General features: G+C 65.5%; 22 protein-coding genes. 11 read left to right on the top strand and 11 right to left on the bottom strand.

From position 1 onward, the window contains the following. The first annotated feature begins 6 nt into the window (after window positions 1–6). From ACQP2U_RS11135 to yjfF, 3 genes are read left to right on the top strand one after another with little or no spacing between them, the layout of a single operon-like run. Window positions 7–1,539 (top strand): sugar ABC transporter ATP-binding protein, encoded by a 1,533-nt coding sequence (locus ACQP2U_RS11135; protein WP_433714604.1) that lies wholly within the window; start codon window positions 7–9, stop codon window positions 1,537–1,539. Then, window positions 1,536–2,570, top strand: coding sequence for an ABC transporter permease (locus ACQP2U_RS11130; protein WP_433714603.1), 1,035 nt, complete (start codon window positions 1,536–1,538; stop codon window positions 2,568–2,570). The genes ACQP2U_RS11135 and ACQP2U_RS11130 overlap by 4 nt, the downstream gene beginning before the upstream one ends. Next, complete coding sequence (gene yjfF, locus ACQP2U_RS11125) at window positions 2,567–3,580, top strand: galactofuranose ABC transporter, permease protein YjfF (protein WP_433714602.1); 1,014 nt, start codon at window positions 2,567–2,569, stop codon at window positions 3,578–3,580. Before ACQP2U_RS11130 ends, yjfF begins: the two co-directional genes overlap by 4 nt. A gap of 62 nt (window positions 3,581–3,642) precedes the next feature. On the opposite strand, the gene ACQP2U_RS11120 is transcribed toward yjfF, so the two are convergent. The 7 genes from ACQP2U_RS11120 to ACQP2U_RS11090 are packed head-to-tail and all read right to left on the bottom strand — an operon-like array spanning window position 3,643 to window position 10,685. Beyond that, window positions 3,643–4,386: an SDR family NAD(P)-dependent oxidoreductase gene (locus ACQP2U_RS11120; RefSeq protein WP_433714601.1), complete on the bottom strand. Its 744-nt coding sequence runs from the start codon at window positions 4,384–4,386 to the stop codon at window positions 3,643–3,645. Next, window positions 4,383–5,732, bottom strand: coding sequence for an FAD-binding oxidoreductase (locus ACQP2U_RS11115; protein ID WP_433714600.1), 1,350 nt, complete (start codon window positions 5,730–5,732; stop codon window positions 4,383–4,385). The genes ACQP2U_RS11120 and ACQP2U_RS11115 overlap by 4 nt, the downstream gene beginning before the upstream one ends. Then, window positions 5,729–7,282: a styrene monooxygenase/indole monooxygenase family protein gene (locus ACQP2U_RS11110; protein WP_433714599.1), complete on the bottom strand. Its 1,554-nt coding sequence runs from the start codon at window positions 7,280–7,282 to the stop codon at window positions 5,729–5,731. The genes ACQP2U_RS11115 and ACQP2U_RS11110 overlap by 4 nt, the downstream gene beginning before the upstream one ends. Beyond that, window positions 7,264–8,169, bottom strand: coding sequence for an aminotransferase class IV (locus tag ACQP2U_RS11105; RefSeq protein ID WP_433714598.1), 906 nt, complete (start codon window positions 8,167–8,169; stop codon window positions 7,264–7,266). Before ACQP2U_RS11105 ends, ACQP2U_RS11110 begins: the two co-directional genes overlap by 19 nt. After that, window positions 8,166–9,242 (bottom strand): GNAT family N-acetyltransferase, encoded by a 1,077-nt coding sequence (locus ACQP2U_RS11100; RefSeq protein WP_433714597.1) that lies wholly within the window; start codon window positions 9,240–9,242, stop codon window positions 8,166–8,168. Before ACQP2U_RS11100 ends, ACQP2U_RS11105 begins: the two co-directional genes overlap by 4 nt. Continuing rightward, window positions 9,239–9,652, bottom strand: coding sequence for a DUF4440 domain-containing protein (locus ACQP2U_RS11095; RefSeq protein ID WP_433714596.1), 414 nt, complete (start codon window positions 9,650–9,652; stop codon window positions 9,239–9,241). Before ACQP2U_RS11095 ends, ACQP2U_RS11100 begins: the two co-directional genes overlap by 4 nt. After that, the gene (locus tag ACQP2U_RS11090) at window positions 9,645–10,685 is read right to left on the bottom strand and encodes a cupin domain-containing protein (protein WP_433714595.1); all 1,041 of its coding nucleotides are present in this window, start codon (window positions 10,683–10,685) and stop codon (window positions 9,645–9,647) included. Before ACQP2U_RS11090 ends, ACQP2U_RS11095 begins: the two co-directional genes overlap by 8 nt. Before the next feature lie 686 nt (window positions 10,686–11,371). Here ACQP2U_RS11090 and ACQP2U_RS11085 point away from each other — a divergent pair. The 8 genes from ACQP2U_RS11085 (at window position 11,372) to ACQP2U_RS11050 (ending at window position 19,019) form a co-directional block, all read left to right on the top strand. Beyond that, on the top strand, window positions 11,372–12,349 hold the full coding sequence (locus ACQP2U_RS11085) for a transcriptional regulator (protein WP_433714594.1): 978 nt from the start codon (window positions 11,372–11,374) through the stop codon (window positions 12,347–12,349). Window positions 12,350–12,444: 95 nt separating this feature from the next. Beyond that, a complete protein-coding gene (locus ACQP2U_RS11080) occupies window positions 12,445–13,383 on the top strand; it encodes an LLM class F420-dependent oxidoreductase (RefSeq protein ID WP_433716424.1) in 939 nt (312 codons plus the stop codon). 331 nt (window positions 13,384–13,714) lie between these two features. Next, complete coding sequence (locus tag ACQP2U_RS11075; RefSeq protein ID WP_433714593.1) at window positions 13,715–14,917, top strand: 2-deoxy-scyllo-inosose synthase; 1,203 nt, start codon at window positions 13,715–13,717, stop codon at window positions 14,915–14,917. Between the two features lie 195 nt (window positions 14,918–15,112). Beyond that, window positions 15,113–15,250 (top strand): hypothetical protein, encoded by a 138-nt coding sequence (locus ACQP2U_RS11070; RefSeq protein WP_433714592.1) that lies wholly within the window; start codon window positions 15,113–15,115, stop codon window positions 15,248–15,250. Beyond that, entirely contained in the window at window positions 15,250–16,059 is an 810-nt protein-coding gene (locus ACQP2U_RS11065; protein WP_433714591.1) for an SDR family oxidoreductase, read from the top strand. Before ACQP2U_RS11070 ends, ACQP2U_RS11065 begins: the two co-directional genes overlap by 1 nt. Next, window positions 16,056–16,676: an HAD family hydrolase gene (locus tag ACQP2U_RS11060; RefSeq protein WP_433714590.1), complete on the top strand. Its 621-nt coding sequence runs from the start codon at window positions 16,056–16,058 to the stop codon at window positions 16,674–16,676. The genes ACQP2U_RS11065 and ACQP2U_RS11060 overlap by 4 nt, the downstream gene beginning before the upstream one ends. 54 nt (window positions 16,677–16,730) lie before the next feature. After that, on the top strand, window positions 16,731–17,948 hold the full coding sequence (locus ACQP2U_RS11055; protein ID WP_433714589.1) for an acyl-CoA dehydrogenase family protein: 1,218 nt from the start codon (window positions 16,731–16,733) through the stop codon (window positions 17,946–17,948). Between the two features lie 15 nt (window positions 17,949–17,963). Further along, window positions 17,964–19,019 (top strand): phosphotransferase family protein, encoded by a 1,056-nt coding sequence (locus ACQP2U_RS11050; RefSeq protein ID WP_433714588.1) that lies wholly within the window; start codon window positions 17,964–17,966, stop codon window positions 19,017–19,019. Window positions 19,020–19,127: 108 nt separating this feature from the next. On the opposite strand, the gene ACQP2U_RS11045 is transcribed toward ACQP2U_RS11050, so the two are convergent. From ACQP2U_RS11045 to ACQP2U_RS11030, 4 genes are read right to left on the bottom strand one after another with little or no spacing between them, the layout of a single operon-like run. After that, window positions 19,128–19,580 carry a MaoC family dehydratase gene (locus ACQP2U_RS11045; RefSeq protein WP_433714587.1) on the bottom strand — a complete coding sequence of 151 codons (453 nt, stop codon included), beginning with the start codon at window positions 19,578–19,580 and terminating at the stop codon, window positions 19,128–19,130. A 10-nt stretch (window positions 19,581–19,590) separates the two neighbouring features. Beyond that, window positions 19,591–20,352 carry a 3-oxoacyl-ACP reductase FabG gene (gene fabG / locus ACQP2U_RS11040; protein ID WP_433714586.1) on the bottom strand — a complete coding sequence of 254 codons (762 nt, stop codon included), beginning with the start codon at window positions 20,350–20,352 and terminating at the stop codon, window positions 19,591–19,593. Between the two features lie 34 nt (window positions 20,353–20,386). Continuing rightward, complete coding sequence (locus ACQP2U_RS11035; protein WP_433714585.1) at window positions 20,387–21,370, bottom strand: NADPH:quinone oxidoreductase family protein; 984 nt, start codon at window positions 21,368–21,370, stop codon at window positions 20,387–20,389. Beyond that, window positions 21,367–22,122, bottom strand: a complete 756-nt coding sequence (locus ACQP2U_RS11030) for an SDR family oxidoreductase (RefSeq protein ID WP_433714584.1) — start codon at window positions 22,120–22,122, stop codon at window positions 21,367–21,369. The genes ACQP2U_RS11035 and ACQP2U_RS11030 overlap by 4 nt, the downstream gene beginning before the upstream one ends. Window positions 22,123–22,133: the final 11 nt, after the last annotated feature.

Here is a 22,133-nt window from a genome sequence, read left to right as displayed (position 1 = left end):
GAGTGCATGTCGGAACCCACTGCCACACCGGCACTTCGGATGTCGGGCATCGTCAAGCGTTTCGCCGGGGTCACCGCATTGTCCGAAGTGGGCCTGCGGCTGTTCCCCGGTGAAATACACGCGCTGGTCGGTGAGAACGGTGCGGGCAAATCCACCCTCATCAAGGTGCTCACCGGAATTCACGACGCCGATGCCGGAACCATCGAACTCGACGGTCGCCCAGTGCGTTTCACCGGCCCGCAGCAGGCGCTGCGGGCCGGGGTGAGCACCGTCTATCAAGAGGTGAATCTGTGCCCGAATCTGTCGGTCGCGGAGAACATCTACATCGGACGGGAACCGCGACGGGCCGGTCTCATCCGATTCGCCGCGATGCGTCGCGATGCCGCCCGGCTGCTGGACAGACTGCATCTGAACATCGATGTGGCTGCCCCGCTCGGCTCGTATTCGCTCGCGGTGCAACAGCTGATCGCCATCGCGCGGGCCGTCGACCTGGACGCCAGGGTTCTCATCCTGGACGAGCCGACATCATCGCTCGACACCGGTGAGGTCGAGCAACTGTTCGCGGTGATGCGCCGACTCGCCGCCGAAGGCGTGGCGATCGGATTCGTCACCCACTTCCTCGATCAGATCTTCGAGATCTGCGACCGGGCCACGGTACTGCGCAACGGCACCCTGGTGGGCGAATATCCGGTAGCACAACTGAGTCAGAAAGATCTCATCGCGCACATGCTCGGCACGGCGTTGCGCACGCTCGACGAGATCGAGCACGAGAAGCCGGATCCCGCGGTGGTGGCGCGCCACGATCCGCTGCTGCAGGCCTCGGGGATCGGCGGACGACGCAATTCCGTCGCGCCATTCGATCTCACTGTCCGCGATGGCGAGGTGGTCGGGTTGGCCGGGTTGCTCGGCTCCGGCCGCACCGAGGTGGCGCGACTACTGTTCGGCGCCGACCGCGCGTCCACCGGGAACCTCCGCGTCGCTGGCACACCGACGGCGTTGCGCTCGCCGCGCGCCGCGATCGACCATCGGATCGCCTTCTGCCCCGAAGACCGTAAATCCCAGGGCCTGATCCTGGACCTGTCGGTGCGCGACAATATCGTGCTCGCGGTCCAGGCGGCGCGCGGCTGGGCCCGGCCGCTGTCGGCGCGCAAGCGCGACGAACTCGTCGCCGGATACATCACGTCACTGCGGATCGTCCCCGCCGATCCGGATACGCCGGTGAAATTCCTCAGCGGCGGCAACCAGCAGAAGGTGCTGCTGGCCCGCTGGCTGGCCACCCAGCCGAAACTGCTGATCCTCGACGAGCCGACCCGCGGTATCGATATCGGCGCCAAGGCGGAGATCCAACGGCTGGTCATCTCGCTGTCCGAGGAGGGCATGTCGGTGCTGTTCATCTCCGCCGAACTCGAGGAAGTGCTGCGGCTCAGTCACAAGGTGGCGATCCTGCGCGATCGGCGGTTGGTCGCCGAACTGGTCAACGATGCCACCCTGACCATGGACCGACTCACCGAAACCATTGCGAGCGGGGCTATTTCATGACGATCTTCCGAAACCATCTGTTCTGGCCAGCGGCTGCGCTCATCGCACTGCTGATCGTCAACGTCGCGTTCACGCCCGGATTCCTCTCGATCCGCATTCAGGACGGACACCTCTACGGCAGCCTGATCGATATCCTGCGCTACGGGGCGCCACTGGTGCTGATCTCGCTCGGCATGACGCTGGTCATCGCGACGCGCGGCATCGACCTATCGGTCGGCACGGTCGTGGCGATCGCGGGTGCGCTGGCCTGTCTGCACATCAGCAATATGCCGGACCAGGCCGATGCCGTTGGCGTTGCCGTCGCCGTGCTGATCGCGCTCGGCGTGGCGGTCGTGCTTGGACTGTGGAACGGAGTGTTGGTGGCGCGCTTCGGGATTCAGCCGATCGTGGCGACATTGATCCTGATGGTCGCCGGACGTGGTGTCGCACAGCTGATTACGTCGGGACAGATCATCACGATCAACAGTCCGCCGTACAAGGTGATCGGCGGCGGCTATCTGCTCGGCCTGCCGGTACCCGTCCTGGTCGCGGCCGCGGTGTTCACCGGCCTCGCGGTTTTGTTGCGGCGCAGTGCGCTCGGGCTGCTGCTGGAATCGGTGGGCGGCAATGCCGAGGCGGCGCGTCTGGTCGGCATCCGGGCCGGTGGTCTAATCGTCGCCGTATACGCGGTCTGCGCATGCTGTGCGGCGATCGCGGGACTGATGATCAGTTCGAATGTCTCTGCGGCCGATGGCAATAACGCCGGCTTGTGGATCGAACTCGATGCGATTCTCGCGGTCGTCATCGGTGGTACCGCATTGACCGGTGGGCGATTTCAGCTCGGCGGTACCGTTCTCGGGGCGCTGGTGATCCAGACGCTCACCACCACGATCTACACCGTCGGGGTGCCACCGGAGACGACGCTGGTTTCCAAAGCGGTCGTGGTGATCGCGGTATGCCTGGTTCAGTCACCGGCGTTCCGCGCCAAGGTATTTCGCCGTCGCCGCCAATCTGTCGGCACCCCATCGACACCAACGGAGGCGACCGTATGAACGCGCTGACCGTGACTGCGGCCAAGGCCCCTGTATTGCGCCGAGCAACGATTCGCGGACACCGCAGCCGGTACATCCCGGTACTGGCCACCGCGGCATTGTTCGCCGTCATCTACGGCGTCGGAGTGATCCGTTATCCGGCATTCGGCTACCCGCAGGTTTTCGTGAACCTGTTCATAGACAACGCCTTTCTGCTCGTCCTGGCCGTCGGAACGACCTTCGTGATTCTCACCGGCGGCATCGACCTGTCCGTCGGTGCGGTGCTGGCCCTGTCCACGGTGGTCTCGGCGTGGCTGGTGACCGTGCACGGGTGGCCGCCGCTGCTGGTCATGCCGCTGATGTTGGTCGGCGGCACGCTCTTCGGGGCCGCGATGGGCGCGGTAATCCACTACTTCGAGATCCAGCCGTTCATCGTGACGCTGGCCGGTATGTTCCTCGCGCGCGGTCTGGCCTATGTAATCAGCACGGATTCGATCACGATCACCGACCCGGTGTACACCGACCTGGCGCAGCGGCGATTCCGGCTCGGCGGGGACGTATTCCTGACGGTGGGCATGATCGTCGCGCTGGTGATCGTCGCGGCGGCCTTCGTCGTCCTGCATTACACCCGGCTGGGTCGTACCGCGTATGCGATCGGCGGCAACGAACAGTCGGCGCTCATGATGGGCCTACCGGTGGCCAGAACCAAGGTCGCCGTTTATGCGATCAGCGGCTTCTGCTCGGCACTCGCGGGCATCCTGTTCACCCTCTACACCCTGAGCGGCTGGAGCCTGCACGCCGTCGGCATGGAACTCGACGCCATCGCCGCGGTCGTCATCGGCGGCACTCTGCTCACCGGCGGCTCCGGATTCGTCCTCGGCTCGGTACTCGGCGTCCTGACCCTCGGCGTGATCCAGACCATCATCAGCTTCGAGGGCACGCTGAGTTCCTGGTGGACCAAGATCTTCATCGGCGTCCTGCTACTCGCCTTCATCCTGCTGCAACGCACGATCGGAACGCGCGACGGATAGGAACTCGCGACATGACTCCACAGCGGTGCCCAGGTTTCGTGCAGATCGTGTCGAACCACCGCTCACTGCAGGCCGCCGTCGACGTCGATCACCTGTCCAGTGATCCATCCGGCATCGTCGGAGGCGAGGAAGGCGATTACCTTGGCGATGTCACGGGGCCGGCCGATGCGGCCGAGGGCTGTCGCCGCGATCAGCGCCGCACGCTCCGGCGTAGTAAGGATGTCGGCCAACATCGCGGTGTCGACGATGCCTGGGGCGACGGCGTTCACGGTTATACCGCGCGGGCCGAATTCGGCGGCCTGGCAGCGGGTCGCTGCTTCGACGGCCGCCTTGCTGGCGGCGTATGCGGTACTTGTCGCCGCGATGCGGCGGGCCAGGCCGGAGGAGACGTAGACGATTCGACCGCCGTCGCTCAAGTGCTCGGCCGCGGCCACGGTGGTGAGGATGCCGCCCTCGACATTGGTTTCGAAATGCTCGGCGAGATGGTCGGCGTCGATGTCCTCGGTCAGCCCGCGTCGATAAACTCCGGCGTTGTTCACCAGGATGTCCAGTCGGCCGGTGTGCCGTGCCGCCGTCTCGATCAACTGTCGGCGCTCGTCGGCATCCCGTAGGTCGGCCTGCACGAGGTAGGCGGATCCACCGCTGGATTCGATGGCGGCGGTGACGGTTTCGGCTTCATCCCGATATTTTTCGGACTGATAATTCACGATGACGGTGGCACCGCGTCCGGCCAATTCCACCGCGGTGGCCGCCCCGATGCCGCGGGACGCCCCGGTAACGATGGCGACTTTCTGCTCGAGCCTCATTGACCGGCCTCCGGGGGGATATTGCGATTGAAGCGGAACATGTTGGCGGGATCGTAGCTTCGCTTCAGCGACCGTAAGCGCGGATATGCGGCACCGTACGCACCAGGAATGCGATGGTCCTCATCGTCGTCGAGGTAGTTGACATAGGCGCCGGGCGCCGCGTGTGGTGCGACGGCGGCACCGAACGCCCGGGTCCACGCCACCTGCGCGAGATCGTCCTGTGCGGTATCCCAGCCGTTGACGACGAGAAACGAATAACGAGCGGTACGTCCGCCGAATGCGGTGTCGCGCTCGGGTACTCGCCCCACGGCACCGCCCAGGTGTTCCAGGAAGATCTGGGTGAACGGGGCGCTGAGTGTGCGGCACTGCTCGACGATCACGTCGATGACCTGGTCGCTCAGCTCGGACAGATAGTGTCCGCGCAGGTGGTAGCGAGCGCCGGGTGGTGTGCTGCTGTCATGAACCACCTGCAACTCCGCGGTCCCCATCTCCCGCACGGAGTCGTGTTGTGGGATTCCGAGCGGCGCGAGCGGCGCCAGGATGTTCGCCATGGCGTCCGCGGCTCCACTGTGGCACAACCCGATTCCGACGCTGTGGCTGCCGTCCGGGTTACCGGAGTAGTAGAAGTGGGTCACCAGTTCGTCGCTGGCGCGGGCGGTGATCTCGCGATAGGCCTGCAGGACGGCGCGGGCCTTCGTGGCCGGGTAGAGCATGACACCGGCCACTACTCGGTCGACCGGGTGCAGCCGCAACGTCAGCGCGGTCACCACGCCGAAATTCGATCCGGCTCCGCGCACCGCCCAGAACAGATCGGGATCGGTATCGGTGTCGACGGTGCGCAGTCGTCCGTCGGCGGTCACCATCTGCACTGCCTGGACGTTGTCGCACGCTGTCCCGTAGCGGCGCATCAACCAACCGAGACCGCCGTGCAGGGCGAATCCGGCGACGCCGACGGTCGCGACCGAGGCGCCGGTGGTGGCCAGCCCATAGCGGGCCGCGGCGGAGACGAGACTGCCCCAGCGCACTCCTGCCCCGACCCGGGCGAGGCGGCGGTCCGGGTCGATGCTGATGCCCGACATAGCCCCGGTGGATGCGACGAGCGCATTGTCGGGCATCGACCGGGCCGCCACATCGTGACCGGCGCCCACGACCGCGAGCGGGATGCCGGCACCGGCGGCGAAGTCGACGACGCAGCGGACATCGGTGGCGTCGGCGCAGTCGGCGATGAGGGCGGGATACCGACTCAACCCCTTCCATATCCGTCGCCTGTCGTTGTAGGCCGGGTGGGTCGGATCGACGATGCGTCCCCGGAAGAATGCGGTCAGTTCGGCCGTAGGGACGGTCATGGGGCCTCCACGGGTGCGGGAGAGCGGTGGTGGACTACTGCCGCCCAGTTGTCGTGTTCGCGATGCCACAGCGTCGAGCAGTACAGCGTGCGGAGCCGATAGGTGATCAGCTGTGCGCTGTCGCTCAGTGGCAAAACCGTTGCCTCGGTCACGCTGGCTGGTGCGCCGGCTGTGTATTGGTCACCCGGCCAGGTGTCCAGGGTGTGGCATCCCTGCGCCGTGACCAGCAGTGCGTCCGGAGCGAGCAAATCGCCGGAATCCGCGCGACCGAGCAGCTCGAGCAGGCGCCGCTCCCGCTCGACGATCATGAGATCCGCGGCGCGCTTGGTGATGCCCGGGGGCTTTCGGCGGATGAACGCGGCCGCCTGCTGCGCCGTGGCCAGCGAACTCCACATCGCTGCCGGGTCATCGAAGTTGTCGAGGAACGCATCGGCGAGGTCCTGGCTGCCCGCGGCCGCCCGGAGCACATCGATGACATGGTCCGGTGGTGGACCGAGCGCCGATCCCGTCCATTCGGTGACATCGCGGGCGAGGTCCCAGAGCCGCTCCTCCCATCGATGACAGAACTGCTCGTCGAATGCGGTGTCGGCGTCGATCATCCGGCCGAGTTCCCACGCCGCGGCCACGGCGAGGTTTGCTCCCTGCCCGGTGACCGGATCATTGAGTACCGCGGCATCACCGACCGCGATCGCGAAGCGGTGGGTGCCCAATCGGGTCCAGGGCCTGCGGACCGTCGGTGTGATCGCCCCTTGCAGCAGATCCAGCGGGCGAGTGAGGGCGAACCTGCGGGTATCAAGGCGTCCGAGAATCTCGGAATCGACCTCGCGCAGTAGCTCTAGTACCACCCGCGCGCACCCCGACGGATCGTCGTAGTACCGCGGGCGCAGGCGGTTCGCCCACGGGCCGTCGCAGACGGCCTCGAAGGTGATACCGGCAACCCGGCCGGCGACGGAGTGCACCGGTGTCTGGAAGATCTCGCCGGCTCCGGGCACGATCTCGAAATGCATACCCAGCGGATCCGTATGCGCCACACCGTGGAACAGCCCGGCGAGGATCAGTCGAGCGGGGTGCTCGGCGGAGCGGGATGCGACACGTGGAAACAGGGAATCCACGCTCCGGTGGCCGGTGGCAACCACCGTCGAGCCATGTTCGGACGCGGAACGGGACACCGCGACCTCTGGGTCCGGAACCGGCACGATCGTGCCGCCGCGTTCCTGATAGTCGGCCAGCAGCCGTGGCAGGTAGAGGCGGAAGTCGACGTAACTGGCCTGGTGGGAAAGGTTCCCGCAGAAGGCGATCGGCGGATCGGTGTGTACGCGCACGTGTGCGCAATTCATGCCGAAGTCGGGAAAGTTCCAATGATCGACGCCGAGCGTCTGCTCGCGGGCCCTGGTCCGGCCGAACCGGCAGACGTTGTTGGGCAGCCGCCCCGCCCGGATCTGTTCGGGGCTCTTGTCGGCATAGAGCGTGGTCGAGATGCCGCGCTGCTGGAGCTGCAGGGCCAGATGCAGCGCGGATATCCCGGTGCCGACTATGCCGATGCCGTACATGGCGACTCCTCCCCCTGCTCGGCACCGACCAGTTGGGTGTAGGCATTCGCCAGCATCCGGGTGAGGATGCCGTCGGCGTGAAAGGCGGTGTCGCGGAACCAGCCGACCGAACGTACGCCGACCGCGGTTCCGGTCACGAACACCTCGTCGGCGATCACCAGATCGTTCGGGGTCAGCCGAATCTCGCGCGTCACGATGCCGTTCCGTGCGGCCAGCCGGAGCACGGTTTGCCGGGTGATTCCGTTGAGGAACGTGTGCGCCGGCGGCGTTACCAGTTCACCTCGGTGCACGAGAAAGATATTGGAACCCGTGGTTTCGGCGATCCCGCCCGTATGATCGAGCAGCAGCGCGTCGTCGAATCCGCCGGCCCGGGCTTCGGCCAGCGCCAGTGATCCGACGAGGTAATTCGCCGAGGTCTTCGCCTGCACCGGCGCCATGGTGGGGGTCGGCCGGGTCCATCGAGACAGGCCGAGCCGCAGCGGTTTTCCGTCGTCCAGCGCCTGCTTCGGCCATGCCAGCACAGCGATGGCGAGATGCACGGTGGTGCCGGTCGGATCGATGCCGATCACTTCGTCCCCACGCCAGACCACGGGCCGGATATACGCCTCGGCGAAGTCGGCAGCAGCGACGGCGGTTTCGATCGCGTCCGCTATCTCCGTCGAGTCCCATGGCAGTGCGATCCCGATCGCCTCGGCCGACGTGCGCAGGCGGTTCACATGGGCCGACAGCGCGAAGGGGCGACCGCCGAAACTCCGGATCCCCTCGAAGACGCAGGCCGCATTGTGCAGACCGAAGCTCAGCACCGGCAGATGCGCCGCGGCGGGGTCTACCAGCGCCCCGTCCATCCAGACAGCGCCGACCCGGCCCGCAGTGGTCAATCCACTCATACCCGTGCCTCACCGACGCTTCCTTGCGCCAACAGCACGCTGCGCACGCCGTGGCGATCGATGGCGGCGCGCAGCATGGCGACGGCCGTGCCGATCGAGGCCCGCGCCGCCGCGCGCACCGCGTCGAATTCCCTTGTCGGTGTTCCAGCAACGGATCCGATGTGGTTGCTGACCACATGGAAGCGGTTGGCGCCCAGCTTCAGCTTCGTCAGCTGCGCACCACGGCCGAGGTTGAACCGGTTGACGCCGTGCGCCGAACCCCAGTGATAAATCCGATACAGCGCCGTGGCATAAAGGTTCTGCGCCGCCGGCAGTGCCGCATGATCGATGCCTTGGACCAGGGCTTCCACGGTATTCGACTCGGGCTGGTGCAGCGCGAGCACGGCCTGTACAGGTGTACCGTCGCGGCGACGGTGCAGGAATACGCACATCCGTTCGCCGAGTGAAGATTTGGCGAGGTGGCGCAGGATCGGTAGGGCGAAGTGATTGCGGGTGTGCCCGTACTTCGCCAGATTCATCCGGTGCAGCCGATCGAAGGCCATCAGGATGTCCTCGTCGATCGCCGAACCGGTCACCACATCCCACTCGAACTGCTCGTCCGCGCGTCGGACCAATCGGCGCAGTTCCCGAAAACGTGTCCCGCCCAGTAGCTTTCGCAGATCGTGATCGATGTCGTCGGCGGCGACGAACTCCGCTTCGATGAACCACGGCAGGTCGACGAAGCCGTGCCGAGCCAGCACCCGGCCGGCGTCGTCATCGCGAACCACCGGGTACAGCAGCCATCGGGCGCCACCGGCGGCGCCCTCGTGACGGGCGGCGTCGAGTTCGGACTCGCTGGGAGCAGACGTATGCGGACGGTAGAAATAGCCACCGGTGAGCAGCGTGGCGTCGGCCGTCGATTCGATGCCCAGTGCCTCGACCACGGCCCGCCAGTGCAGGATCTCTCCCAGCGGGACAACGAGGTTCGGCGTCTCATAGAGCTGGCATGCCGCCTGCCGCCACGGTCGAGTGTCGGCGCAGGGCTGCTCTGTGCTGACCCCTCCTGCCGGACCGCGCACGAGGGAGCGGGTCATGTCGACTCGCCCTGTTCGCTATCGCCAGGCGCCCGTGGCGTTTCGTGATGAAATACCGCCTGCCAACTACCCTGTTCGAGGCGCCACACGCTGCTGCAGTACACGACTCCCGGCAGCGGTTTGCCGTCGAATTCGCCCCATTGCCGCAGGCGATAGGTCAATGCCGCGACGTTCCCACCAGCCGGCACGACCCGAAGCTCGTCGACCATGAAACCTGCGCCATGGTCGAGCGCATCGAGGGCGTCGATGAGATCCCGTTGCCGCACCAGGCCCATCGTGGCGTCGAATCCGAAGCCATCCGGGTGCATCAGCTCGGACAGGGTCGCCTTATCCCGGCCGAATACCGCCGCGAGCACGCGGAGTTCGCGCTCCTCGAACCGGCTGCGCAATTCGTAGTGGGTATCAGACATGGCCGACCAGAGCCGCGCGCTGTGCGCACTCGGCGATCCGTTCGCCCAGCAACTCCATCATCTGCCATCCTTTTCGCAACATCTCGCCGACCTCGTCGGGAGTCCAGTCCCGTTGCTCGGCCAAGGCCCGATAGCCCATGTCCATGTGTTCGGCGTCCGCACCGTCGTGCAGCTGGAAATACCGGCTCTCCGGGAACGACGACAGCCCGGCTGCGTGGAAGACCAGCCCGCTGCCTTCGAGCACCAGATGCGACAGGACCGAGCGCTCCACACTGGATGCCGAGGTCATGCGGTCGAGGAACCAGGAGGAGATTGCGGCAATCACCGGGTCCCAGCTGGCCGGGCGGTTGTCACGCAAGCGCGCCAACAGTCGGTTGTGCCCGATCTCCTCACCGAGATGTTCGTCCGCGAGTGCACGCCCAGGGCCGTCACCCTCGCCGACCACCCGGGCAGCGATCACCCGTTGGAATGCGTCCGACCAGCCCTGCAGATGGTCCAGCAGGCGGTCACGCACCTGCGGCGGGTGCGCGCCGATCTCGCTGATCAGGCGCACCAGCGCATTGTTCTCGAAGGTCCGCAAGTGCGAATCGTTCTCGGCGCGCACGGCCGCGATATCCGGGCGGTCGCCCGCGAACGACACCCGCGCATCGTCCGGATTCTCGTACAAGCCCGCGCCTTCGAATTGGATCGACAACGCCCAGAACCCGGTCGGCGGGGTGCCGATGAAGCCGTGCCGTGCGCCCGAAGGCACCACGACGATATCCCCGGCGCGGATCTCGGCACTGATATCGCCCAGCGTCCGGCCGGTTCCTTCCGCGATGACGATCATGCTCTTGGTCGGGTGCTGGTGCACAGACAGCTCTTCACCCGGCTGCAGCCTGACCCAACTCAGTGACAGCCGGGAGAATTCGGGGACGAATTTCCGAAGTGCGGGATTTCGATGGAAATCCTTGAGCAAGCCTATGTCATGGACCGTGCCGTCGACGACCACGGATGTGATTTCAGGTATCGCCTCACGCGCGACAACTTCCATGTAATTCCTATTCCACACTGCGCGGCGATCCCGGCAGAAACCTGCCGCGGGCGGATGTGCCCGAGTCCGCGACGCCGACTTCCCTCATACTGTGTCGTTGTCGGTCGCACCGGACCGTACCGATTCCGGCTGACGGTGAATTTAGGACAGCTGCTCGCAGGGAACATCCGCCAATCGGTACGAGAATATCCGCATTGGGTGGGTGCACCATCGCGCCGGTTGATGTCCGTGCGGGTGATCGTTTCTCTGCGAGGAACATTTCGTTACAGGGACATTACAGAGCTACGGCTTTCCGTGTCTGTCACAGAGCCGCTGACCCGATGTTCCGGAGCGACTCCCACCAAATCTCGTCTCGAACGGGGTTGGATTCCTCAATTCCGTCCCGAGATTGCGGTCCGCAGCCGAAGGTGCGGATGTTTCTGCTCGAGCTGGCGGATGTTCTGCGGGCGCATCCGCCATAACGTGCCAAGTGTCGGGCGGTGGGCGATACACGCTCTAGAACTGCATGCATCGAAGGTCGTCGAACAGATGCCATCGCCCCAGGGCAGAGTAACGATACATTAAACTGGAGGTTCTTCCGGCATAAGGATAATACACACAGCTTCTCCGGCGGGTCGTTACGGCATCAACTCCGGAGTTGATCTTCCGCGCATACGACAGTCTTCGAACAGGTGCTGGAGCAGAAGATGGGTGTCGAGAAAAGTCAGCGCAAGGGACTTTCGGAAAAGGTTGTCGCAGTCGGTGTCGAGCGAATTCGTATTTCGGGGACCATCCGGGTCGGTGGTGTGAGTTCCCGGCACCTCGGTGTGCTGGCGCAGCTGCCCGGTCCATTGCCGCCGATCGTGGTGCACCGCGCGACGATGGAGGTGATCGACGGCGTCCATCGTCTGGTGGTCGCCCGCCGACGGAAGGCGGTGTCGATCGATGTCGTCTTCTTCGATGGTGCGCCGCAGGAAGCGTTCGTGCTCGCGATCGAACTCAACAGCGCTCGCGGACTCCCGTTGTCGCTTGCGGACCGCAAAGCCGCAGCCGGACGGATGCTCGCGGATTTTCCCGAATGGTCGAACCGGCGGCTGGCCGAGCTGGCCGGATTGTCCGACAAGACCATCGCCGCGCTGCGACGTGGGTCGGGTGCGGAATATCCGCACCCGACCCGGCGGATCGGGCGTGACGGCACGGCATACCCGATGGATGCGAGCGCACGCCGGCGACGGGCCCGAGAATTCTTGGAAGCCGATCCGGCGGCATCGACTCGCGAGATCGCGTCGGCGGCAGGTATCTCGCCGACTACCGCGAAGGATGTCCGGCGGCGTCTGCGGGTGCAGCTCGGTGCCGCATCGCAGTATCGGCGCCATGGCGAGGTGGCACCGGAAGCGTCGCCCGCTGGCCTCGTCAGCGGGTCAGCGAAACCTCTTCATTCGCCCGATCGCACACTGATGGTGCGCCGTCTGCGCGCCGATCCGTCCTTGCGTTTCACCGAGGTCGGCCGAAAGTTGTTGCGGTTGTTGGCGATTGCCGATCCCGCGCCGGAGGAATGGCAATCGATGGCCGACAGTGTGCCGCCACACTGTGCGTCCGCGGTTGCCGAACTTGCGAGGTGCTACGCGGAAAGCTGGCTGTCGCTGGCGGACTCGGTAAGTCGTCACCTCGGCACCGACACCTGACCCACTACGAGGGCAACTGCCGGGCCCGCGCCATCGAGATACTCGACACCTGGATGTGAAACATGAACACGAGCACCGGCGCTTCGTCCGACCGGGTGGACCTACGCATCTTCACCGAGCCCCAACAGGGGGCCGACTACAGTCGGCTGCTCCGCGCTGCGACAGCGGCCGAGGACGCCGGTTTCGACGCATTCTTCCGGTCCGACCACTATCTGAGGATGGGGATGGCGTCCGGGCTCCCGGGATCTAGCGATGCTTGGATCACGCTCGCCGGCTTGGCACGGGAAACGACCCGGATCCGGCTCGGCACCCTGGTCACCTCCGCCACCTTTCGGCATCCATCCGTGCTGGCCATCTCGGTGGCGCAAGTGGATCAAATGTCCGGCGGCCGTATCGAAGTCGGCCTCGGCTCGGGCTGGTACGACGCCGAACACATCGCCTACGGTATCGAACTGCCCGATTTCGGTACGCGCTTCGACCGCTACGCTGAGCAATTGGAGATCGTGACCGGCCTGTGGGAGACCCCCGCGGGTGCGACGTTCAGCTTTCACGGCAAGCACTATCGACTCGAAGACGCTCCAGCCCTGCCCAAGCTGACGCAGCGTCCGCGCCCGCCGGTCATCATCGGCGGTGTCGGCAAGAGACGCACCCCGGCGCTGGCGGCCCGCTTCGCCGACGAATTCAACCTACCCTTCGTCGACTCCGCCACGGCCGCGGCGCAATTCGAGCGAGTGGACGCGGCGGCCAGGAAGTTGGGGCGCGACCCGAAGGAGATCATCCGCTCGGTCGCCCTCACAATGTGTGTGGGCCGTGACGACGCCGAGGTCGCCCGCCGTGCCGATACCATCGGCCGCGAGCTCACCGATCTGACGCGGCGCAACGAGCTGGTCGGCACCCCCGCCGAGGTCGTCGACAAGATCGGCCGATATCGCGAGGCGACCGGTATCACCCGTCTGTACCTGCAGTACTTGGATCTCTCGGACCTGGACCACCTGGACCTGGTCGCCGCAGAGATCGCACCGCAGCTGGACTGATCCCGGCGACACACGGCGGCGATCAACCCTGGCGGGGACCCCGCCGCCGCACTGGCCAAACCAATCTGTGGCCCTTTTCACATAATCGCGCTGGTATCGTGCATTATCGAGATGTCGCACCCGAATTCGCCATTCCTGACGCTGGGAATATCTAGCCCAGCGGCGGAGGCTCTTATATCATCGCGCTGATCTGAAATCACAGGAATTTCCCGGCGTGGCTTTCGGTCGACGATGATCGAGCCGATTTGCGCGCGAAATTCATGGACTATGGGCCGGCCATCGCTCGCTTATCGTGCCGCCGTCCGTCGTAGAGTTAGCAGGAGTAGAACCGATGGTCTCGATCGCACAAGAACTCGTAACGCATCCGCGCATGCAACAGCGCCACATACGGATCGGCGAGTCCTCGTTTCCATATCTGTTCGGCAGCAATTGTCTCGATGCCATCGGCGAGACCCTCGATAAGCTCGACGCGGACAGATTCATAGTCGTTACCGACAACCATGTCTTCGGGCTGCACGGGCAGACATTGCTGCGCGCCCTCGGAACCGAGACACCCGTGACGGTTCTCGGCCATGAGCCAGGCGAATCGATGAAGACCCTTTCCTGCCTGGGTGAGCACATCGAGCAAGCCTTGCGAGATGGCGCCACGCGGAGATCGGTTGTCGTCTCCTTCGGTGGTGGCGTACCGGGAAATCTGGCCGGGCTCATGGCCAGTCTGTTGTTCCGTGGGGTCCGCCTCGTTCATATACCGACCACAACTGTCAGCGCGATGGATTCGGTGCTGTCACTCAAGCAGGCGATAAATAGTCAGGTCGGCAAGAATCATGTGGGAAGTTACTACACGCCGACCGCAGTCCTGACCGACGTCGAACTTTTCACCACGCTATCTGCCCGGGAACTCCGCTCCGGACTCTGCGAGATGACCAAGAATTGTCTGGCCATCAAACCCGCAATCATTTCCGAGCTGCAGGAAATCTTGGCCACAGCGAACCTCGCCGCACCGGAGTCGCTCCTGTGGCTGTTGGATGCCAGCATCAGCGCGAAGGGGCAGGTAACAAAGAACGACACATACGAACGGAAGGACGGCCTCGTTCTCGAATACGGCCATACGGTCGGGCATGCCATCGAATTGCTGGACCATCGGCAACGCGATGCCGATGGGCTCTCACACGGGGAGTCCATCGCACTCGGCATGTTGATTGCCGCGCGAATATCGTTCGCGCGCGGGTGGCTGACGGACACCGACGTCAGCATCCACGACGAACTCGTGACATCCCTCGGCGTGCGGACGACGATCCCGGACGGCGTCACGCCGGATGGCATCATCGACACGATTCGTGACGACAACAAACGGGGATACCTGCCACTGGCGGACGACGCCGCGGCTTTCGTGCTCCTCGAACAGCTCGGCCGCCCCGCACGATCGGGTGGCCTGCCGCTGGTTCCTGTTACCTTCGACGAGGTATATGACGCTTTGGAAGCGTTCGAAGCAGCGGGAACCGAGATGGCAACCCTCGGGGTTACCGGCCGATAGGCTGCCGTCGTGGCCGTCGCCTCAGCCCGGAACTCGCGGCAGGCGGCGGCCAGAAGCAGGCTCTTCCCCGGCTGAGGTATCGGCGACCCAACATTGAATCCGACGTCAACTTCAACTAACCTCTGAGCCATCCGGCAACCGGCGCTCGAACACGGACGCCCCGGTCAGCGCGCATGGACATGGAGGTTTCTTGTCGTGAAGAGCCGAGAGGTGCATCTGGTGGCCCGGCCCACCGGCGAGTCCACACCATCCGATTTCCGGATGGTGACCACGGATGTTCCGGCTCGAGGCAGCGGGCAGTCGCTGGTACGGCTGAATGCCGAGGCGAACTGATGCGCGTGCAGAACGCGGTCGCGATCGTGACCGGCGCCGCGGGCGGCATCGGTGCGGCCATCGCGCAACGCCTACTCGAGCACGGCGCCCGGGTGCTGATCACCGACCGCGACGCGGACCGGCTCGCGGCGACGACCCGACAATTGACCGATGCATTTCCTGGCACAGTGTCAGGACAGGCCGGTGACGCCGCATCCGAGTCCGACCTCCGCAAGCTGATCGAGACGGCTACAACAGAATTCGGCCCGGTCGATATGTTCTTCGCGAACGCCGGTGTCGGTGGCGGCCCCGGCCTCGACGCGACCGACGCGCAGTGGGAGCAGGCACTGGAGGTCAACGCCCTGGCCCACGTGCGGGCAGCGCGCTTGCTGATCCCCGGGTGGCTCGAGCGCGGCAGCGGCTACTTCGTGAGCACCGCATCGGCGGCGGGACTACTCACTCAACTCGGTTCGGCCACCTACACCGTGTCCAAGCACGCGGCCGTCGGCTTCGCCGAATGGCTGGCGGTGACCTACGGGGATCTGGGTGTGCGGGTCAGCTGCCTGTGCCCGATGGGTGTGGATACCGCCCTGCTCACCGGACTCGGCACGGACGGCGGATCCGTCGGCGATCTGGCCACCCGGGCCGTCACCGGAGCCGGGGCCGTGCTGGCGCCACTCGATGTGGCCGATCGGGTGATCGAGGCGATCGAGGCCGAACGGTTCCTCGTGCTGCCACACGAGGAAGTCCGAGAATTCCTGCAACGCAAGGTGTCCGATCACGACCGGTGGATCGCGGGCATGCAGCGCTATCGGGGGTCGCTGTCGTGAGCGGGCGCACTGCCGTGCTGTTCGATTTCGGCGGCGTGCTCACCACCGCCGTGCTCGCCGCCTTCGCCGAGTTCGGCGCGGAGATCGGCGACCCGCGGCTGCCGCTGCGTTTGCTCGCGCGCGATCCGGAAAGCAGTGCGCTGCTGGTGGATCACGAGGAGGGGCGCATCGGCCAGCGTGAATTCGAGATCGGGTTCGCGCGGCGACTGCGCGCGCATGGGGTCGATATTGCCGATGAGGGCCTTATCGATCGCATCCAGTCCCGGCTGCTTCCCGACCCGGCAATGATCGAGTTGGTCGCCGGTGTCCGCGCGGCGGGTTATCGCGTTGGCCTGCTGTCGAATTCGCTCGGCGACGACTGCTATGCGGGCTTCGACCTACCAGCCATGTTCGACGCGGTGACCATCTCCGCGGAGATCGGCACCCGCAAACCGTCCCGCCGGGCCTATCTCATCGGCTGCGAACGGCTCGGCGTCACGCCCGAGCAGACCGTCATGGTCGACGACCTCGAGCAGAACATCACCGCGGCCGAACTGCTCGGACTCGGCGGCATCGTGCACCGCGACGCCGCATCGACGGCCGCCCAGTTATGGCCCGCACTACAAACCCCCAGCTGACCCACTTTGCGGCGCGGTCGCTTTCGACCGCCCGCACCGACGATCGGAGCCTCGATGGACCTGTTCAGCACGTCCGAGCGCACCCAGCAGTACCAACGAGATCTGCGCGCCTTCATGGACGAATGCGTATATCCGGCCGAGTCGGAATACGAAAAGCAGATGGCGGCCTCCGGCGATCCGCACCACCATCCGCAGATCGTCGAGGACCTCAAGACCGAGGCCCGCGCCCGGGGCCTGTGGAATCTCTTCCACCCGCACCCGGAGTGGGGTCCGGGCCTGACCAATCTGGAATACGCCCCACTGGCCGAAATCATGGGCCGCAGTGCGCATCTCGCGCCTGAGGCGTGCAATTGTTCGGCACCCGACACCGGCAATATGGAGGTGCTCACCCTCTTCGGCACCCAGGAGCACAAGGAGCGCTACCTGGAGCCGCTGCTGAACGGCACCATCCGCTCCGCCTTCGCCATGACCGAGCCCGCCGTCGCCAGCTCCGACGCAACCAATATCCAGCTGCGCATGACGCGCGACGGCGACCACTACCTACTCAATGGCCGGAAGTGGTTCGCCTCCAACGCATTACACAAGAACTGCAAGGTGCTCATCGTCATGGGCAAGACCGATCCGGACGCACCCAAGCACCGCCAGCAGTCGATGATGGTCGTGCCCATCGACGCGCCCGGTGTCACGGTCATGCGTAATCTGCCGGTCTTCGGCTACGCCGACCGCGAGGGCCATGCCGAGATCGATTTCACCGATGTACGGGTGCCGGTCACCGATGTGTTGAAGGGCGAGGGTGAGGGTTTCGCGATCAGTCAGGCCCGGCTCGGTCCGGGTCGCATCCACCACTGCATGCGCGCCATCGGCATGGCCGAACGCGCGCTGGAGCTGATGTGCGTCCGCGCCGAATCGCGAATCACGTTCGGGCAGAAGCTGAGTGAGCGCGCCAATATCCAGGACTGGATTGCCGAGGCCCGCATCGATATCGAGCAGGCCCGGCTGCTGACACTCAAGGCCGCCTGGATGATGGACACCGTCGGCAATAAGGCGGCGCAGGTCGAGATCGCCGCGATCAAGATCGCCGCGCCGGAGATGGCGCTGCGGATCGTGGACCGGGCCATCCAGGTGCACGGCGGCGCTGGTGTCACCGATGACTTCCCGCTCGCCAGCATGTACGCGCACCTGCGCACATTGCGTCTGGCCGATGGACCGGACGAAGTGCACAAACGCGCCATCGCGCGCGCCGAACTCGGTAAGTTCAGGGCCGGGGCGTAGGACGGACAGGAATTGATGCAGACAAGTAACGGGCTTATTCAGCCCAACGCGGACGCGACCGGCTTCGATATCGATGCGGCCGCGTTCGCGGACTGGGTGTCCTCGCTCGGCTCGGCCTGTACCACGCCGGTGCGGGCCGAACGGGTGGGGATCGGCCAGTCCAATCTGACCTTCCTGATCACCGACGCGAACGGGCGGCGGTGGGTATTGCGCCGTCCGCCACTCGGCCACCTGCTGGCGTCCGCGCATGATGTGGCGCGGGAAGCTCGCGTCATGTCGGCACTTGCGCCCACCGATGTCCCGGTGCCGCGCGTCCACGATGTCCGGCAGGAGGGCGATATCGCGCTCGTGCTGATGGAATTCGTCGACGGGCTGGTCATCGACGGGATCGAGACCGCCGAAGCACTCAGCCTCGACCTGCGTCGCAGTGCCGGGCTGTCACTGGTACGGACGCTGGCCCGCATCCACGCCGTCGATCTGGAAGCTACCGCGCTGATCGACCTTGCCAGTCACAAACCGTATGCGCAGCGACAGCTCAAACGGTGGTCGGCACAGTGGGAGAAGTCGAAAACGCGGGACCTGCCACTGGTGGACCGTCTCACCGAACGGCTCCGGGCCGCGGTTCCCGAACAGCGCGAACTCGCGCTCGTGCACGGCGATTACAACCTGCGCAATGTGATCACCACACCGGAGACGGGCGCGATCGCCGCCGTACTCGACTGGGAATTGTGCACCCTCGGCGATCCGCTGGCCGATGTCGGCAGTCTGCTCGCCTATTGGCCGATGCCTGGCGAAGCGGCGATTCCGGGTACCGAAATGGTCATGCTCCCTGGTTTTCCGTCCCGCGCCGAACTGGTCGAGGAGTATCTCGCGATCACCGGGCGCGATCGGTGGGCGCTCGGGTTCTGGCATGCGCTCGGTCTGTGGAAGCTCGCGGTCATTGCCGAGGGTGTGTACCGTCGCACGCTCGACGACCCCCGCAATCGTGCGGCCGCGGGTATTCCGACTACCGATATGGTGGACGGACTCGCCGAAACCGCCGATCGGATCGCCACCGAAGCCGGGTTCTGAGACGACAACGGCCTGTTTCGGCGATATCACCGCCGGAGACAGGCCGTTCGCATATTCACTGGAAAGTAGTCACCGCCGGGTACAGGACGTCCGGCGGTCACACTTGACTCAGGGCACGAGTACCGACAGCGCTTCGGCAATGCAGGCGGGCTTGTCCCCGCCCTCGCGTTCGATGGTCACCAGAGCCGTCACCTGGACCCCCGCCTTGGTCGGCTCGAGCTTCACCAGCTCCACTCCCGCCCGCACGCGACTGCCCGACGGCACCGGCGACGGGAAGCGAACCTTATTGCTGCCGTAGTTGATTCCCATCTTCACCCCGTCGACGCGATACACCTGCCAGACCAGCTGCGGCAATAGCGACAGGGTCAGATAGCCGTGGGCGATGGTGGTGCCGAACGGTCCCTGCGCGGCCCGCTCCGGATCCACGTGAATCCACTGATGGTCACCGGTCGCCTCGGCGAACAGGTCGATCTGCTCCTGGGTCACGGTGTGCCATTCGCTGTAGCCGAGATGGGTACCGACGGCCTGCTCGAGTTCGCCGACCCCATTGAATACCTTCATTATTCGCTCCTCAGACCGTCGGCGCACCGGCGACGTAGAGTACCTGTCCGGTCACATACGACGCGCCCTCACTCACGAAGAAAGACACCGTGTGCGCGATATCCTCGGGCTTGCCGACACGTCCCACCGGAATCCGCGCCACCAGGGTCTTGCTGAACTCCTCGAACGAAACACCCATGCGCTCAGCGGTGGCGACGGTCATCTCGGTTTCGATGAAGCCGGGCGCGACGGCGTTCACGGTCACCCCGAATTTGCCGAGCTCGATTGCGAGAGTCTTGGTGAATCCCTGCAATCCGGCCTTGGCGGCGGCGTAGTTGGCCTGACCGCGATTGCCGAGTGCCGAAGTGCTGGAGAGATTGACGATGCGGCCCCAGCCCGCATCGGTCATGTACTTCTGTGCCGCGCGGCTCATCAGGAAGGATCCGCGCAGGTGGACGCCCATGACCGCGTCCCAGTCGTCGACGCTCATCTTGTAGAGCATGTTGTCGCGGATGATGCCCGCATTGTTCACCAAGACGGTCGGCGCGCCCAGTTCGGCGGCGACCCGCTCGACCGCCGCGGCGACGGCCTGTTCATCGGCGACGTTCGCGCCCACCGCGAGCGCCCTGCCACCGGCCGATTCGATCTCGGCGACAACGGTTTTACAGGCCTGCTCATCGAGGTCGAGGACGGCGATCGCGAATCCGTCCGCCGCCAGCCGCTTGGCGACGCCCGCGCCGATGCCGCGGGCGGCGCCGGTCACGATGGCGGTCCGGGTTGTCTCACTGCTCATTCGGTTCTCCCTTGTCGAATTCGGTTGGTACCGCTTACGCTTCGAATACCACGCGGCCGACGGTCTTGCCGTCGGCGAGGCGCTGCAGTCCGGAAGCCACGCTATCCAGTGGCAGCCGCTCGCCGATCAGGGGTTTTACCGAACCGCGCTCGGCCAGCCCGGTCAACTCCAGATGGCAATCGCGGACCGCCTGCGGATCCTTGGCACGGTAGAGGCCCCAGTGCAAGCCGAGGATCGAATAATTCTTCACCAGTGCGTGATTCAGTGCGGTGGATTGGATCTGCCCGCCCGCGAAACCGACGACCAGGATGCGTCCCTCGAAGGCGATGCACTTGGTGGACCGCCGATACACCTCACCGCCGACCGGGTCGTACACCACATCCGCACCGCGACCGTCCGTCGCGTCCCGCACGACCGAGACGAAATCCTGTGCGCTGCGATCGACCACGATGTCCGCGCCGAGCGCCCGTGCGACTTCGGCCTTGGCCGCGCTGCCGACCACGCCGATCACCGTGGCCCCGGCCGCCTTACCCAATTGCACTGCGGCACTCCCGACGCCACCGGCCGCCGCATGTACCAGCAGCGTCTCCCCCGCCCGCAGACCGGCGCGCCGATGCAGACCGAACCAGCCCGTCTGGTAACCGATGAAGAGGGCGGCGGCTTCGGCGTCGTCGAGCGCCGCAGGGGTGGGAAAGACATCCGCGGCATCCATGACCGCCAGTTCCGCGAATCCGCCCCACGGCAGCGCGGTACTGCCCAGGACTCGGTCACCGATCGCGATGCCGTCGACGTCGGCGCCGACCGCGACCACCTCACCGCACAGTTCCACGCCGGGGGTAAACGGGAGTTCGGGCTTGATCTGGTACTCGCCCCGGCACATCAGCACATCCGGGAAGTTCGCGGCCGAGGCGCGGGTCCGCACCACCACCTGGCCTGGACCGGGTTCGGGCTCCGCCAGTTCGACCAGCCGCAGTACCTGCGCCGGTTCGCCTAATTCCGTTACCCGCCAAGCCTTCACGCCACACCTCCGGTAAGAGTCACACCGCCGTCGACGACGATCAGTTGGCCGGTCAACCACGCCGCGTCCTCGGAGAGCAGGAAAGCGGCGACACTGCCGATGTCCTCGGGTACGCCGAGGCGCTTCAGCGGATAGGCCGAGGCGACCTGCTCCTCGCGGCCGTCATAGAGCGCGGTAGCGAATTGGGTCTTGACCACGGCGGGTGCGATCGCGTTCACCCGGATCGACGGGCCGAGTTCGACCGCCAACTCCTGGGTGATGTGCACCAGCATCGCCTTGGTCGCCCCGTAGAACCCGATACCGGGCGCGGGCTTGATTCCGGCCACCGACGCGAGATTGACCACCGAGCCACCGTGTTCACCCAGCCATGCCTTGTGCGCTTGCTGCACCCAGGAGATCGCCGCCAGGCAGTTCACCTCGAAGACTTTACGGGCCGCGGCCAGGTCGAGTTCGACCATTGGGCCATACACCGGGTTGATACCGGCATTGTTGACCAGGAAGTCGACCGAACCGAAGGTCTCCAGGGTGCGTTCGATGGCCTCGGTCTGATGTTCGACGTCATCGGCTCGTCCCGCGACACCGATGGCGCGTTCGGGTCCGCCGAGTTCGGCGACCACCGCGTCCAGCGCGTCCTTTTTGCGGGCGGTCACGCAGACCCGCGCACCATCGGCCACCAGCCGCTGCGCGATGGCCAGCCCGATACCGCGGCTGGCCCCGGTGACAATCGCCGTCTTTCCGTCGAAACGACCCATTACGTAAGCCT

It is taken from the genome of Nocardia sp. CA-084685 (genome assembly GCF_050955785.1).
In the GTDB taxonomy this organism is placed as follows: Bacteria; Actinomycetota; Actinomycetes; order Mycobacteriales; family Mycobacteriaceae; genus Nocardia.
Note: the sequence above shows the minus strand (reverse complement) of the source record. Positions and strands in the feature narration are given on the sequence as shown.